Below are 15,349 nucleotides of genomic sequence, written 5' to 3' on the forward strand. Positions count from 1 at the left end.
TAAATAGGTTAGGCGTTAGCAAATATTTTTCCGAAATATACGTCTTCTAAATCTGGATTTACAGCTACAAATCCAGCTTCTGGCTGAGTATCTGCTAGCACATTGATAACTGGCGTACCGGCAATCAAGCGATCAGAAATTACCGTAAACTGCTCTTTGTAGGTGTTTAGTTCGGCTTTTGTAATACGTTTTTGCCAAACCTTACCTTCTAATTGTGTCATAGCATCAAAAGGATTTCCTTTGTACAATACCTGTCCACGATTAATGATTGCCATGTCAGAACAAAGCTCTTTGACGTCTTCAACGATATGTGTTGATAAAATGACGATGGTGTTTTCGCCAAGTTCAGACAATAGATTCAAAAAGCGATTACGTTCAGCAGGGTCAAGACCAGCCGTTGGTTCGTCTACAATGATCAATTTTGGACTAGCAATGAGAGCTTGGGCTATGCCAAAACGTTGTTTCATACCTCCCGAATAGCCTCCCAAGTTTTTGGTGCGAGCTTCCCAAAGGTTGGTTTTTTGTAATAATGATTCAACAAGCTCTTTACGTTCAGATTTATTAGTGATACCTTTTAAAACAGCAAGGTGGTCGAGTAGGGTAAGGGCATCGATTTTAGGATAAACTCCAAATTCTTGAGGTAGGTAGCCTAAGGTTTTACGAACATCATCTTTTTGAGTAAGCACATTGATGTCTCCCAACATAATACTACCAGAGTCGGCTTCTTGTAAAGTGGCAATAGTTCTCATCAACGAAGATTTTCCAGCGCCGTTTGGTCCCAGCAAACCAAACATTCCTTGATTGATAGTTAGATTTACATTATTGATGGCATGTACACCATTCGAGTAGGTTTTGTTGAGATTGGTAATTGTTAATTGCATGAGGTCAAAAGGTTTTTTGAAAAAAGAATTAAGGTAATATAGCAAAAATGTATAAAAAATCATTGAGAGGTGAATGAACTGTGAAAATAGTACTACATCTGTTTGAGGAAAGTGTCTTAAAAGTTGGTAAATACAATACGATTAGAAATTAATTGTCACCTTATGTGAGTCAAAAAGTGGATTTTATCTTGATACTTATAAGACATAGACAAAAAGCACCGTGAGTATGATTAGACTAACTGTACAGTCTATCACACCCACGGTGCTTTTGAGTAAATCTGATAGCAGATTACTGAATTTTAATCTCTAAAATTTATTTTTTACCTCTAACAGCACGTGCAATCATATCCCATTTTTCATCTGGTACTTCATTTAAGGCTGAGAACTCACCAGCACCCATCAACCACTCACCTCCGTCGATAGTAATTACTTCACCATTGATATAAGATGAGAAATCTGACATTAGAAACGCTGCCAAATTAGCCAATTCTTGATGATCACCCACTCGCTTGAGAGGAATACGGCTTGCTGGATCAAACTTCTTAGCAAGGTCATGTCCCATAGCTTCAGCAGGAAATAGCCTTTCCCATGCACCCTCAGTTGGAAATGGTCCTGGAGCAATAGCATTGAAACGGATACCATATTTATAGCCCCATTCAACGGCCAACGAGCGTGTCAAGGCTAAAACACCAGCTTTGGCAGTTGCAGAAGGAACAACATAACCCGAGCCTGTCCATGAGTAAGTGGTCACAATACTCATCACAGTTCCTTTAATCTGGTTTTCTATCCAATATTTTCCAAATGCCAAACTAAAATTATAAGTACCTTTCAACACGATATCAACCACCACATCAAATGCCTTGTGAGTGAGTCGTTCGGTAGGACTAATGAAATTCCCTGCTGCATTGTTGACTAACCCTTCTACACTCCCAAAATGTTCAATTGCTGTTTTAAGGACATTTTCTACTTCGTCATAGTTACGTGCATCACATGCCACTGGAAGAATTTTTCCACCAGTTAATTCTTCTAATTCTTTGGCAGTTGCTTCCAATACAGGGAGTTTTCGGGAAGCAATTACCACGTTTGCCCCTAATTCTAGAAAGTATTTTGACATAGACTTTCCTAGTCCAGTGCCTCCTCCTGTCACTACAATGGTCTTACCTTGTAAGGCTCCGTCTCTTAGCATGGGTTGGTTAAACATAGCTATTGTAAGGTTAAAAATTTTCAACAAATACTTCTGATAGTATATACTTTATCAAAGATTGAATCGTAGTTCCTTGTCAGTTCAAACCATTAGAATTTACAGGTTATCCTATCTGATTACTCGTAATTTCACAGAAAAATAGCTTATAAGGTTTAAATAGTTAGCTTTGTTTTTCTATATTTTTTAAAGATAAAGTTCTATCTGAAAGCAATTTCGGATAAATAAAATTATTATGCAAGCATACTAATTGAGAATTTTAGAAAAAAATGAAAGCAGCAACATGAGATAAAAAATATTGGAAATGAAAAAAGCCCTGCAATTGTTGCAGGGCTTTTATATAGTACTCGGAGAGCTTTGGGTAGATTATTTACCAGCTACCAAAGTTACGTCCAAGTTGAATACATCGTCGATAGCTTTATCACCGATTGATTCGAAGAATTTCTTAGAACCATATTTGATGTTGAAATCTGTACGGTCAACTGGGATTTTAGCAGTTGCAGTTACTTTCCCAGCAGCAGAAGTAATTGTAGCAGGGAAAGTGATAGATTTTGTAATACCGTGCAAAGTCAAATCACCAGTGATGTTTGAACCAGCAACTTTAGTGATTTTGAAAGTAGCAGTTGGGAATTTTTCTACTTCGAAGAAATCACCTGTAGTGATGTGGCTGATGAATTTTTGGTTGTAACCAGCATCAGTGATGTCAGTACAAACGATAGATTTCATATCGATAGTGAAAGTACCACCTGTTACTTTACCTTTAGCTACTGAAAGGTTACCGTTGCTGATGCTGATAAATCCTTCGTGCTGACCAGTTACTTTTTTAGCCAACCAGTGGATTTTAGAACCTTTAGTATCTACTGCCAAACCTTCAGCAGCTTTTTTAGGAGCGTTACCAGCGATAGCTGAACTCAATACTGTTGCAGATACAAATAAACTTGCGATGAATTTAATAGCTTTCATTTTATTGAAAATTTTTTTTAGTGAATATTAATAATAAGGAGTTTAATACAATTTTGATTTAGCTCAATTGAGTACTAAATATCAAATTAGGATATCGATTATTCAGTCGAACCTCTGAGTTTATCTAAAAGATGACTAAGTGTAAGGGCTTCTTCAGGCGTTAGCTTATGAAGTGCCGTTTCCCATTCTGATTGTTGGTTGTCTAATTCTGCCAATAAAGCCAAACCTTTATCTGTAATGATAACATCTACTTGACGACGGTCGTGTGGACATTCTCGGCGGATTACTAAGTCTTTCAGAATAAGCTTGTCAACCAATCTTGAGGCATTTGACATTTTATCAAGCATACGCTCAATAATTCCGCATACTGTAATAGGGTTTGGGTGTTGTCCTCTCAGAATTCTCAAAACATTATATTGCTGTAACGTTACATCATAACGTTTCAGTAAATCACTTTGTAATGTGCAAAGCCAGTTGTTTGTGTACATAATGTTCACAACGGCCTTGGTATAAGGTGATTTGAATGCTTTTTGCTGTATGTCTTGTTCGATACTCATAATTTGATGATACAAATTTAATGTAAAAACATTTGATGTCAATACATTAAAATGTTAATTTTTTGTTAACGTTATTTAGTAGTCTGTAAATCAATGTGTTATATTTTATAAAAAATGTAATTAAATGAAATTTAGAGATTTTATTAACAAATTTTTCTAAAATGATTGTTAAATTAATAGAAGATGGTTCTTCTTTGGTAGCTTTAAGCTTCATCTTGTAATTTTTGAAGCAACTCATCTAATTGTTCAAGTTCTGATTGGCTCATTTGAATGCTTTGTGATTCCCAAACCTCAATCAGCTCGTTGAGTTCGTTGGTGATTTGGATTCCTTCTTCCGTAATAAGTACCTCAACGACTCTTTTATCGGTTGAAGACTTTTTTCTTTCCACAAATCCTTTTTGTTCAAGCTTATCTACAAGCCTCGAAACATTTGACATTTGATCTCTCATACTATCGATAATTGTGTTGATACAGAGCGGAGTAGGATAGGAGAGCTGCAAAATCTTGAGAACACTATACTGTTGTTCGCTGAGCGAATACGGTTTTATAATCTGGCTAAATTCAGACACTAACCAGTTATTGGTAAACATCATGTTGACCGTTAGTTTCTGATAAGGGTTCGCAAAAGATTTTTGCTTAATATCTTTTTCAATGGACATAATTTTAAATTTTGTGTGTACAGACCTAGAGTTGCGAAAATTATAATAGTACAAAATAGCGTTATCAAGAGTAGCAAATACTCTTCCGATAATGTCCATTAATGTGGATTTTGTAAAATTATAAATGATGTTTTTCTGCAAGAAGCCAGAGCTTTACATCAATTTAAGAGAAGTATTTAAAGGAGGTGGTTAATTGCTCACAAATATACTCAATTATCGGAAGGGCACGATTTCTGGTGCTGAAATATCAAAATCTTTGAGTCGATAGTTATATGTATCACTAAACGAAGCATTGAGTACTGCTATATTGGGCAAGTTGGGGAAATAGGTGAATTTGAGTTGAAAAGTATTAAATGTCAGGTTTTCGTTTCGTAATCTTACACCTAAACCTATCCCAGTATAGGGATATTGAGTAAATAAAAATCGATTTCTAGGTGTGACAAAAGCCATATCTAACTGAAAAAAAGGCGCTAAGCGAAATCCTACAAAGTTGACTTTCGAAAACCAAACGGCTTGATATCCTAGGGCTAGCTTTTTGCTACCCCATAGTCTATCGCTATTGATTCCCAAAATGCCATTTTCGCCATTGATATTGAGATATTCACCTGTATAGCGTTGTACACCAAAAGCATATTTGAGATTGATAAAATGACGCAGTTTGGCTTTTGGTAGTGTATATAATCTCGAAAAATAATTAGATTCGATACTTACCCCTGCTGTGCCATTGGTATAGGCACCGGCATTGAGTAAAGCATACAAATAGCCTGAATTGTTGAGATATTGCCCTCTCGCCAGTTTTATCCCCGAATAAAAGCGACTGCCAAAAGCATCAGAATATTCTTTTCCCGCCACAAAAGTAGCCAGATAACCATAGGGAACGTCTTCTGTGATCCCGAAGCCATAAATCAAAAAATCACGTTTATAACGTCTATTCGAAAAGCCAATGCCTACTAAGTATTGTTCTTGATTGCGAAAAAGCTGATTGGTATCGGCTGTTACTACAGGGCGCTGGGTGTAATTAATACTGGTAAATCTTAGCCCGACGATAAATCTTGTGCGAGCTTGGTTTTCGGGACTAAGAAAAGGAAGTTTGTATGAACGAGCAAGCCAAAAATCTACATAATTTCTTGCCGTTGGAAAATACAAAGGTAAGGTGTCATTTTGCATGAGTGTTCGAGCGTCAAATCCTCTTGTCGTAACTCTCAAATCTCGATCATGACTCATTTCAAAGCCTCCTGCCATTTTCATTTCTGGCGTTAGAAATGGTCTGAAAAAACGCAAAGCATAGCGATTTGTTTGTCTGCGAAACGACAAATCTAACTGCCCCGTAATAAAGGAACGACCGATATATGGAATGGTATAAGTGGTAGCGTATTCGAGTTTGGGTGATTCTTTTTGATTGATATAAAAAGTGTTTCTCCACGAATGACCTAGTCCTCGAAAGTTTACTTGATTGATACTCAAATCATAACGGTCAAAACCCCCAAAGTTGACATCAGGAATTAATGACCAAATATCTTGCGTGATTACCAACAAATCTACCAAGTTGGGATATTGTTCATCAGGAACTACCAAAATGCGGGCATCGTGCAAAATGGTACTATTACGCATCACACGCTCATTGTCACGAAGGCGGTCGGCATCGATAATATCACCAGTATGAAATAATAGAAAGGATTTTCGGATGATACTTTCTCGGGTATTGGTATGTAGTGCACTAAAAAACTTCTCAAATCCCTGCGCTTTACGAGTGGTATCATTGACACTTTCGCCAAAAACACGAAGGGTTTTGACATAGATTTTACGCACAACTCGACCTTCATATTCCTGAAAGGGATTTTCGTCAATTTTTACAACCTCCTGACCTGCTGAGTTTTGGTTGTAAACATCTTTGAAGAGTGCATGATAAATTTCGTTGAGAATACGATTTTTTGAAAATCGTTTTTTTAGATTTGAATAAAGCAGACTATCATCTTTATTTTTCTTTACTTGATAATCTTCTGGAATAAAGGCTTGAACAGAATCTTTTTGTTGAGCGTGAGTAGATATTGGCACAAATACAAGCCAAAAAGCCACCGTAACCAGTGCGAGAATTTCACTCAGGCTCATGTTCCTACAAGGTTTTGTGGGTATAATTGGCTTATTTTGTAGAAATTTGCATATCATATATAAACAAAAATACGAAAACTCTCAGAATGCTAACATTAAATTATCCACTTGTTTTAGCTTCAAATTCGCCACGTCGACAACAATTACTTAAAGATGCTGGTTTTGAATTTAGTGTCAAAGTAAAATCAACTAATGAAGATTTTCCTGATACGATGCCCGCGCCTGAAGTTCCTGTATTTTTGGCCCAAAAGAAAGCTTTGGCTTTTCAGGAAGAAATCGAAAATCAAATTATCCTGACAGCCGATACAATCGTAGTGGTTGATGGCTTGATATTGAATAAACCACAAGACAAAGCTGAAGCTAAGTGGATGTTGCAAAAGCTTTCGGGACGCAAACACCAAGTAATTACAGGAGTTTGTGTAATGACAAAAGATTCTCTTGAAAGCTATAGCGATACCACAGATGTATTTTTCAGAGAATTAACGGACGCCGAAATTGATTATTATATCGAAAACTGTAAACCTTTCGACAAAGCGGGAAGCTATGGTGTACAAGATTTTGTAGGAATGGTGGGTATTCCTCGTATCGAAGGCTCATATTTTACCGTAATGGGTTTGCCCGTACATATTGTATATGATGCGCTTAAGAAATTTAGTGAATTGTGAATGAGTAAAAGGCCATAAAATTCACCATTCACAACTCACTCAATTACCAATAAAACACATGCTTCATTCAAGAAATAAACATCAAGAACGATATGATATGGAGGCACTTATGAAGGTGTCGCCAGAGTTAAAACCTTTCGTATTTATTAATCAATATGGTAGTCAAACCATCGATTTTGCTAACCCTGCTGCTGTAAAGTTGTTGAATAAAGCTATTTTGAAAGCTTTTTACAAAATCGAATATTGGGATATTCCATTGCATTATCTGTGTCCACCGATTCCAGGACGAGCAGATTATTTGCATTACACCGCCGATTTATTGGCAGAAGCCAACAATGGTCAGATTCCTACAGGTAAGGAAATAAAAGTTTTTGATGTTGGGGTAGGGGCTAACTGCGTCTATCCTATCATCGGTCATGCCGAATATGGCTGGCGTTTTGTAGGCTCGGAGGTAGATAAAACTGCTATGAAATCGGCACAGAACATTGTTATTACCAATTCGAATCTTAAAAACAATGTGGATGTTCGTTTACAAAATCGCCCCGACCAAATTTTGGAAGGTATTATCCGTACCCAAGAATTATTTGATTTGGTAATTTGTAATCCGCCCTTCCATGCTTCGGCTGAAGAAGCCTCTGCAAGTTCTATTCGTAAGCAACAGAATCTTACTGGCAAAAAAGTACAAAATGCTTCACTCAATTTTGGCGGACAAAGTCTTGAACTGTGGTGTGAAGGAGGAGAGCTAAAGTTTATTTGGCAAATGATTCAGGAAAGTAAAATGTTTGCTAAAAACTGCCTTTGGTTTTCTTCTTTGGTTTCGAAAAAAGATAACTTAAAAAGCTTGTACAAAGCCCTCGATAAAACGGATGTTACCGATTATCGCATTATCGAAATGTCGCATGGTCAAAAAATAAGTCGTATTTTAGTATGGACGTATTTTTCTGAAGAAGAAAGAAAAGCTTGGGCAAAAGCTAGATTTGTGAATAAGTAAAATAAACTTAACTTAACAGTAGAGACGCAATAATTGCGTCTTAAGCTGAGTAAAATCTATCTAAGTTTTCATCAAAAAAGCGGTCGGAAAATATTTTCCGACCGCTTTTTTGATGAAAACTTAGAGAATAACCCCAATCTTAAAATTAGGGATGACTCATGTTTATAATTTCAAAATTCGAGAGACCTTTTGCTAAATCCAAATATCCTATCTGCAAAAAAATAACTTTAAGACTAGTAGGTGTAAATCAATACTTTGTGTACTTCACATATAGAGGAGAAAATCTCCTTATCTTTATGAAGTTCCATTTTTCTTTATCTCAAACTTATTTCATTTATTATGTTCAAAAAACTATTTGCACTAAGCTTTTTGCTTAGTATCTCCCTTATGGGCTTGGGTCAAACGCAAAAGCCTCTTTCAAAAGAAGATAGTCTCCTCAAAGTTTACCGAAAAATTGCCGATACTGGCGATGCCATCGAGCTGAAAAAAGTAGATACTGAAATTGCTCGTTTACTAAAATCTTCCGAAGAAAAGGATTTTACTTTTGCCGTTCGTGTGGCATATTCCATCAAACAAAGCTCTTTGGCTGATTCTATTAACAAGTTGGCAGTTCAGAAATTCCCAACAGGAAAAGCGGCGTTAATGGCTGCTTATAATTTGGTCATTCAAGCACCACAGGAAATAAAAGTTAAGTTGGACGCTTATGAAACATTCCTAAAAAAGTTTCCTGAACCTGCCGAAAAGTCTGATATTGTTTATGACTACGCTCGTTCAGAGGTTGCCTCTACGTACGCCAAAGCAGGCGATGCCGTAAATAATGCTTTGTGGCTGTCCAAAATAAGAACGCAATCTTATAAAGGGATAGCTCAGGCTTCTAATTCTCAAATGTTTTTACAAAAAGGCGATTTTGTAACGGCTGAAAAATTGGCTTTTGAAGGGCTACAAAACTCAAAGGCATCTTTGGAAAACAATCCAAACCCTAATGCAAAAAATGACTATTTTTATTACTTGCAAAACTACACAAGCTTATTGTATAAAATCAAAAAGTATGATGAAGCATTGAAGTACATCAACGAACTTCGTAGCAGTCTTGAAGGAAATAAGGTAAACCAAACCAACGAGATTTATGCGCTTATTTTGACAGGAACAGGTAAGGGAAAAGAAGCTTTACCCATGCTAGCTGAACTCGTGAAAACAGGTAAAGGTAGCAATGAGGTGGCTGTGGCGATAAAAGAAGCCTATATTCAAACTAATGGAAAAAGTGATGGTTTTGAAAAATACTTGAGTTCATTGCATACCGACATGAAGAAAAGTATTCAGGCAAAATTGGCAAAAGAATTGATTTCTCAACCAGCGCCTGCATTTTCGCTTGTTGACTTGGAAGGAAATAAAGTATCATTGGCTGAACTAAAAGGTAAAGTTGTCATTTTGGATTTTTGGGCTACTTGGTGTGGTCCTTGCAAAAAGTCATTTCCTGCTATGCAAAAGGCATTAGATAAATACAAAGCAGATCCAAACGTGCGCTTTTTGTTTATTGATACTTGGGAACGTATTCCTGAACCTAAAAAAGCAGTTCAATCATTTATTACAGAAAATAAATATACATTCTCAGTATTGCTCGACGATAAAAATACCAAAGTGGTGGATAAATTTGGTATCGTAGGTATTCCAACAAAATTTATCATTGATGGAAAAGGAAACATACGTTACAAATTGATTGGTTTCGAAGGTTCTGACGAAGCTGCTGTAGAAGAAATTTCTTATATGATTGAAAGTGTGAGATTGTAGTTTTATTCTTTCAAGTCTATTTAAAAGCACGAAGGCTGTCCCCAAAGGATAGCCTTTTTGTTTTTAAACTTTCTGGTTCAAATCTTAGACTTGGATCTATTTTTTATATAGTTTCCAAACCATAAATCAATATATAGTACTGTGAAATTATAGGTTCTTAATAAAACTTGAGAAAAAATAAGCCCAAGTCATAGACTTGAGCTAGTGTTTGCATCCCATTTTATTGTACTTAACTAAGAAAGCCTCTATCTTCGTACTTCCATTAACCAATTTTATAAACATTTTATGAAAAAATTATCTCTTCTGCTCACCCTTATTTGGGTGAGTTGCTATCCTATTATTGGTCAGGTGGTAACAACTGATCCTCTTCTGCCAACTGGCGATAAAGAAGTAACGCTTATTTTTGACCTAAAACAATCCAAAGATGCGAGAGCTAAGGGTTTATTAGGAAAAACGTCTGATGTATATCTTTGGTCGGGTGCTGGTACAACTGCCACGGGTAATGCCTTCGAATACGTTCCTACGGGTCAGAGTAACTTTGCAGAGCCTTTCACCAATGGCAAAATGACTTCGCTTGGCAATGATGTTTGGAGTATCAAAATCACTCCTCGAACATTTTATAATGTGCCTACTAGTAAGTCTATCAAACGCTTGGGAGTGCTACTCAAAAATGGTAATGGCACAGCCCAAACAGAAGATTTTTTTGTTACCATGTACGATGCAGCTTTTAGCGTAGCATTTTTGACGCCAACCGAAAGTACTATTGTTTTGAAGTCAGGTCAAGATTTACCTATTAGTCTAAAATCCTCTTCCAAAGCTATTTTTTCTGCTGAAATCAGTGTTGGCTCGACTTTAATTTCTAATTCAATTCTCAATTTCTCGACCGATAGTACCGATACTTTTACCACCACTGTTCCTTATAATTCATTGGCAAGATTAATCAATGAAAAATCGTCCACTATTACTATGAAAGTTCAGGCAAAATCAAAACTAGGAACCTCGACCGCACAATTAACGGTATTGGTACCTCCTCAAATAACCACTGCTGAAGTGCCTGTTGGCTGGAAAGATGGCATAAATTATTTGTCCGAAACGAGTGTTGGATTGGTTTTGTATGCCCCTAACAAAGATTTTGTTCATGTTATTGGAGACTTTAATAATTGGGAAACAAATAATAGCTATTTGCTAAAAAGAAATACCTCTGCCGAACGCTATTGGATACAGCTAGACGGTATCGAAAAGGCAAAAGAATACGCTTTTCAGTACTTGATAAATGGAACTTTGGCTGTGGCAGACCCTTATGCTGAAAAAATTCTTGACCCCAATAATGACCAATATATCTCTTCGGCAACGTATCCTAACTTGAAGACTTTACCTTCGACAGTAAAAACGATTGCTTCAGTATTTCAGACTGGGCAAACGGCTTATTCTTGGAAAAATACAAACTTCAAACGTCCAGCTAAAGAGGATTTAGTAGTTTATGAATTACATGTGAGAGATTTTGTAGCCAATAAAAACTATCAAGCAGTTATTGATACTTTATCATATCTTAAAAAATTGGGTATCAATGCCATCGAGCTGATGCCAGTTCAGGAATTTACTGGAAATGACTCTTGGGGCTACAATCCGATTTTCTATTTTGCTCCAGACAAGGCTTATGGGACAAAGGACGACTTGAAGCGCTTCATCGACAAATGCCACGAATTAGGTATTGCGGTGCTGATGGATATGGTATTTAACCAAGCAGATTATGAGTTTCCTTATGTAAAAATGTATTGGGACGGCTCAAAACCTTCGGCAGATTCTCCGATGTTTAACCAAACTGATCGACATCCATTTGGCGTATTTTTTGACTTCAATCATGAAAGTTTAGCCACCAAAGCCTACGTAAATCGTGCGAATGCTTTTTGGTTACAGGAATATAAAATTGATGGTTTTAGATTTGACTTAGCTAAAGGTTTTACCCAAAAACAAACCTCTAATGATGCACAATTTAGACTTTATGATCAATCTAGAGTTGATATTTGGAAAGGATACTACGACAATATTCGCAAAGTAGACGCTTCTGCTTTCGTGATTTTGGAACTTTTTTCTGAGGATTTAGAAGAAAGAACCTTCACCAATATGGGTATGATGGTTTGGGGAAATCATAACTACGATTTTAGAGGAATGATGAAAGGTGAAACGGTTGATTTGACGAGACTTTCCTATCTAACTAGAGGCATGACAACGGCAGGGGTTGTAAGCTATATGGAAAGCCACGATGAAGAGCGTTTGATTTATGATGCCGTACAGAATGGAAAAACGGCTAACTCTTACTCAACTAGAGATTTAGCGACAGCCCTAGAACGTGAAAAAGCAAATGTGGCGGTATTTATGGCGGTTCCCGGTCCAAAAATGATTTGGCAATTTGGAGAGCTAGGCTATGACGTAAATATTGACTTTAATGGTCGTACAGGTCAAAAGCCTTTGAAATGGGAATACTTGACCGATGCCCGTCGAATGAAGTTGTACAAGGCTTATGCTGCAATGATTCAGTTAAAAACCTCTCAGCCTGTGTTTAAAACTACAGATTTTAGTATCGACTTGACAGGTATGCAGAAAAAAGTAACCCTTCGTTCAAGTGATAATACGGTTTTAATTGTTGGAAATTTTGATATTCAAAGTAAAGGAATGACACGCCTTTTCCCGAATACAGGCAAATGGTATGATTATTTTACAGGAAGTACCATCGATGTAGGTGATTTAGATTTACCTTTATTCCTAGAAGCAGGGGAGTTTCATATCTTTTCAACAAAGCCATTTCCAACACCAGAAGCCAATATTGTACCTTGGAAAGTACCTTCGGCATTAGTGATTACAGGAATCGAAGAGGAGGCTACAGCTGTGAAATTATTCCCAAATCCTGCTACAAATATGGTTCGTTTGTCAGTTCCAACTTTCAGAAAAGGAGATACGCATTACGAAATGTACGATTTTTACGGAAAAATGGTAAAACAAGGAAAAGTAGAGGAGACAAACACAGATATATCTATCACCGACCTAAAAGAAGGACTGTATTTGATTCATATCCAAGACGCACAACGTAATCAGGTGCTAAAAATGATTAAACAATAGCTCAATTGGGGAATTGGGATTTTTGATTTCGGAATGTATGGATATTCATCGAAAATTCCCTATCAGTTCTATTTTGTATTGATAATAAAATTGCTGTAGTGGCAACCCTTACGGTTGCCGCTACAGCATAATGATAAGAATGATTTTGAGTAAAATGAAATCCAACGTACAGCTCCAATTAAGGATTTTCTGATTTCGGAAATATTGAAAATACTCTTTTTCTAAAATAATGGTCAAAAGCGTATGTTATAATTCCGAAATCCAACATCCGATATCTGAAATACAAACAGGACTTTGAGTCTAAGAATAGGTTCCCTATATTTGCTACTATTCATCTTAACTAAACTATGAAACTATGAGTGCAGATACCACTAAAACTATTCTTTGGATTCTCAGTATCCTTTATGGGATATTGATTGTTGGGTCATTTTTCCCGATTATGATGAGCCCTTTTTTGTTTGATGCTGGCGCCACTAAAGGGCGTTGGGTTACGTTTTTCTCAATTCTGTCTTTTCCTGTATTAGCTTTGATTTCGATTATTGCGGCTTGGTGGTTGTTTCGACATGGGCATTATTCGGCAGCTAAATGGGTCTTTACATTACCTGCTTTGAGCATCATTGGTTTTTTTGTAGGATTTTCGATGCCCTAGTTTTAACGATGCTTGTTCCAGAAAAATAGTATACCAGAGCGATAGGATTTGATTTATGTTCTCATAAATATCGACTGCTTATTCCTCCACTTAGCGGGTAAATTTATTCATCCCTGACGAAAGAGTTTAATTAACTTCATTAAAAAAGGGGTCGAAAATAATTTTTCGACCCCTTTTTTAATATTTGACTTAGCATTAGACGTAATACCTTACGTTTCTACAAGTGAAAATCATATTAAAAAAAATCACTCATCACTCAGTCACAATTCACTAAATGCTTGCTATACTGCAAAACTTTCGCCACAGCCACAAGTACGAGTAGCATTAGGGTTTTTGAATTGGAAACCTTTGCCATTCAAACCGTCAGAAAAATCTAATTCTGTACCTGCAAGATAAAGAATAGATTTTTTGTCAATCATGATTTTTACACCTTTGTCTTCAAATACCATATCAGTGGCTTGTGGTTCAGAAGCAAAGTCGAGGTCGTACATCAAGCCTGAGCAACCACCGCCTTGTACGGCTACGCGTACGTTGTAGTTGTTGCTTAAACCTTCTTTATCACGCAATTCTTTGATTTTTGCTGCTGCTATATCTGTTACTGTTACCATGATGCTATATCGATTTTAGGAAAAACAAGTTGTTATGATTTTTGAACTACAAAAGTAATCGAAAAGTTCCGAAAATCTATTTCATAGGTAAATGAACCTCTGCCATCATACAACGAGCCGAACCTCCTCCATTTCCTTCAATCATACTCAAATCGAAGTGTAAAATAGTACAATAATCTCCTAAGATTTTGGTTTGTGCTGGTGTAAGCGAATAATAGGCTGCATCTGACATGACTAGATATCGATCTCCTTTTTCGCTACGAATTTCGAGCATATTTCCTGCAAACTGATTCATTTGGTCTAGCGTGATTTCAATTACCTGCTTTCCACTACTTTCTAACGAATTACGTACTTGCAGGCGCTCGTCCAAATCAGGAATTGCTTCTAGACAAATTACTGTAAACATATCACCAATACACATCAATACATTTGTATGATAAATTTGTTTACCAGCGCCATCTACTGCGGTGAATTTTATGATTTCATAATTCATTTGAATTGCAAACTCATTCAAAACGGCTTCGTTAGTTCTTGGAGACAAACACGCATACGCTATTTTGAATTTTCGGTCTAGTACCATCGAGCCTGTTCCTTCTAGGTATTCGCCTTTTTCTTCAAAATAGGATAAATCAATTTTTCGGTTGATATAAAAATCTTTTTCCAGTAGGTTAACTATGTCTTGACGTCTTTCCAATCGGCGATTGGGAGCCTGCATTGGATACTCGATGACCGTACCATTGTTGTGAAATGAAACCCAATTATTAGGAAAGATCGAATCAGGTGTATGCGGCTCAGGTGTGTCTTCGACTACAATGACATTGACACCATGTTTGCGGAGACGAGCCACCATTTCATCAAATTCACCTAACGCTTGGGCTTGGGCAGTATCTTGTGTCTGTTGACCAAATGCTTTATCCTGAAAAGCATTCGACTCGGCTGTTTGTTCATTAAAGCCAAATCGCACAGGACGAATCATCAAGATATTTGAAGTTGTTTGTGAGCGCATAGTTTGAGCCGTTTTGTTTGTTGAAAAGTAGTTTATTTGTAAGTAGTGTAGCCATTAGCATGCAAAAAGATTGTGCTATTGGGCTTTCGGCAATGAGCTATCGGCATTCAGGAAAGATGTTTCTATCACTTCTTTAGCAATCCCCGATAGCTGAA

At 36.8% G+C, this 15,349-nt stretch carries 13 protein-coding genes; 5 read left to right on the top strand and 8 right to left on the bottom strand.

Going from position 1 to position 15,349, the window contains the following annotated elements; genetic code table 11:
• Positions 1-8 precede the first annotated feature (8 nt).
• The 6 genes from QM491_RS04625 to QM491_RS04650 all read right to left on the bottom strand — a co-directional run bounded on the left by QM491_RS04625 (position 9) and on the right by QM491_RS04650 (position 6,370).
• Positions 9-881 carry an ABC transporter ATP-binding protein gene (locus tag QM491_RS04625; protein WP_283326075.1) on the bottom strand — a complete coding sequence of 291 codons (873 nt, stop codon included), beginning with the start codon at positions 879-881 and terminating at the stop codon, positions 9-11.
• A gap of 313 nt (positions 882-1,194) precedes the next feature.
• Positions 1,195-2,082 carry an SDR family oxidoreductase gene (locus tag QM491_RS04630; protein ID WP_283326076.1) on the bottom strand — a complete coding sequence of 296 codons (888 nt, stop codon included), beginning with the start codon at positions 2,080-2,082 and terminating at the stop codon, positions 1,195-1,197.
• A 366-nt stretch (positions 2,083-2,448) separates the two neighbouring features.
• A complete protein-coding gene (locus tag QM491_RS04635) occupies positions 2,449-3,045 on the bottom strand; it encodes a YceI family protein (RefSeq protein WP_283326077.1) in 597 nt (198 codons plus the stop codon).
• Between the two features lie 98 nt (positions 3,046-3,143).
• Positions 3,144-3,602, bottom strand: a complete 459-nt coding sequence (locus QM491_RS04640) for a MarR family winged helix-turn-helix transcriptional regulator (protein WP_283326078.1) — start codon at positions 3,600-3,602, stop codon at positions 3,144-3,146.
• Between the two features lie 203 nt (positions 3,603-3,805).
• Entirely contained in the window at positions 3,806-4,261 is a 456-nt protein-coding gene (locus QM491_RS04645) for a MarR family winged helix-turn-helix transcriptional regulator (protein WP_283326079.1), read from the bottom strand.
• Between the two features lie 213 nt (positions 4,262-4,474).
• The gene (locus QM491_RS04650; RefSeq protein WP_283326081.1) at positions 4,475-6,370 is read right to left on the bottom strand and encodes a hypothetical protein; all 1,896 of its coding nucleotides are present in this window, start codon (positions 6,368-6,370) and stop codon (positions 4,475-4,477) included.
• A gap of 86 nt (positions 6,371-6,456) precedes the next feature.
• Between QM491_RS04650 and QM491_RS04655 the strand changes: the two genes are divergently transcribed.
• The 5 genes from QM491_RS04655 to QM491_RS04675 all read left to right on the top strand — a co-directional run bounded on the left by QM491_RS04655 (position 6,457) and on the right by QM491_RS04675 (position 13,580).
• A complete protein-coding gene (locus QM491_RS04655) occupies positions 6,457-7,035 on the top strand; it encodes a Maf family nucleotide pyrophosphatase (protein ID WP_283326083.1) in 579 nt (192 codons plus the stop codon).
• A gap of 58 nt (positions 7,036-7,093) precedes the next feature.
• On the top strand, positions 7,094-8,026 hold the full coding sequence (gene rlmF, locus QM491_RS04660; RefSeq protein ID WP_283326084.1) for a 23S rRNA (adenine(1618)-N(6))-methyltransferase RlmF: 933 nt from the start codon (positions 7,094-7,096) through the stop codon (positions 8,024-8,026).
• 339 nt (positions 8,027-8,365) lie between these two features.
• Positions 8,366-9,814: a TlpA family protein disulfide reductase gene (locus QM491_RS04665; protein WP_283326085.1), complete on the top strand. Its 1,449-nt coding sequence runs from the start codon at positions 8,366-8,368 to the stop codon at positions 9,812-9,814.
• 285 nt (positions 9,815-10,099) lie between these two features.
• Complete coding sequence (locus tag QM491_RS04670; protein ID WP_283326086.1) at positions 10,100-12,931, top strand: alpha-amylase family glycosyl hydrolase; 2,832 nt, start codon at positions 10,100-10,102, stop codon at positions 12,929-12,931.
• Between the two features lie 355 nt (positions 12,932-13,286).
• The gene (locus QM491_RS04675; protein ID WP_283326087.1) at positions 13,287-13,580 is read left to right on the top strand and encodes a hypothetical protein; all 294 of its coding nucleotides are present in this window, start codon (positions 13,287-13,289) and stop codon (positions 13,578-13,580) included.
• 281 nt (positions 13,581-13,861) lie between these two features.
• On the opposite strand, the gene QM491_RS04680 is transcribed toward QM491_RS04675, so the two are convergent.
• Both QM491_RS04680 and ctlX read right to left on the bottom strand, forming a co-directional pair.
• Positions 13,862-14,188 (bottom strand): HesB/IscA family protein, encoded by a 327-nt coding sequence (locus tag QM491_RS04680; RefSeq protein ID WP_283326088.1) that lies wholly within the window; start codon positions 14,186-14,188, stop codon positions 13,862-13,864.
• A gap of 76 nt (positions 14,189-14,264) precedes the next feature.
• Positions 14,265-15,194 (bottom strand): citrulline utilization hydrolase CtlX, encoded by a 930-nt coding sequence (gene ctlX, locus QM491_RS04685; RefSeq protein ID WP_283326089.1) that lies wholly within the window; start codon positions 15,192-15,194, stop codon positions 14,265-14,267.
• Positions 15,195-15,349 lie beyond the last annotated feature (155 nt).

Origin of the sequence: Flectobacillus longus (genome assembly GCF_030056705.1) — a bacterium.
Classification (GTDB): Bacteria; Bacteroidota; Bacteroidia; order Cytophagales; family Spirosomataceae; genus Flectobacillus; species Flectobacillus longus.

Excerpts from the sequence above, each read along its gene's own strand:
- QM491_RS04655 (WP_283326083.1), top strand. The coding sequence starts at position 6,457 with ATGCTAACATTAAATTATCCACTTGTTTTAGCTTCAAATTCGCCACGT.
- QM491_RS04670 (WP_283326086.1), top strand. The coding sequence starts at position 10,100 with ATGAAAAAATTATCTCTTCTGCTCACCCTTATTTGGGTGAGTTGCTAT.
- QM491_RS04665 (WP_283326085.1), top strand. The coding sequence starts at position 8,366 with ATGTTCAAAAAACTATTTGCACTAAGCTTTTTGCTTAGTATCTCCCTT.
- QM491_RS04650 (WP_283326081.1), bottom strand. The coding sequence starts at position 6,370 with ATGAGCCTGAGTGAAATTCTCGCACTGGTTACGGTGGCTTTTTGGCTT.
- QM491_RS04675 (WP_283326087.1), top strand. The coding sequence starts at position 13,287 with ATGAGTGCAGATACCACTAAAACTATTCTTTGGATTCTCAGTATCCTT.
- QM491_RS04635 (WP_283326077.1), bottom strand. The coding sequence starts at position 3,045 with ATGAAAGCTATTAAATTCATCGCAAGTTTATTTGTATCTGCAACAGTA.
- QM491_RS04640 (WP_283326078.1), bottom strand. The coding sequence starts at position 3,602 with ATGAGTATCGAACAAGACATACAGCAAAAAGCATTCAAATCACCTTAT.
- QM491_RS04680 (WP_283326088.1), bottom strand. The coding sequence starts at position 14,188 with ATGGTAACAGTAACAGATATAGCAGCAGCAAAAATCAAAGAATTGCGT.
- ctlX (WP_283326089.1), bottom strand. The coding sequence starts at position 15,194 with ATGCGCTCACAAACAACTTCAAATATCTTGATGATTCGTCCTGTGCGA.
- QM491_RS04625 (WP_283326075.1), bottom strand. The coding sequence starts at position 881 with ATGCAATTAACAATTACCAATCTCAACAAAACCTACTCGAATGGTGTA.
- QM491_RS04630 (WP_283326076.1), bottom strand. The coding sequence starts at position 2,082 with ATGTTTAACCAACCCATGCTAAGAGACGGAGCCTTACAAGGTAAGACC.
- rlmF (WP_283326084.1), top strand. The coding sequence starts at position 7,094 with ATGCTTCATTCAAGAAATAAACATCAAGAACGATATGATATGGAGGCA.
- QM491_RS04645 (WP_283326079.1), bottom strand. The coding sequence starts at position 4,261 with ATGTCCATTGAAAAAGATATTAAGCAAAAATCTTTTGCGAACCCTTAT.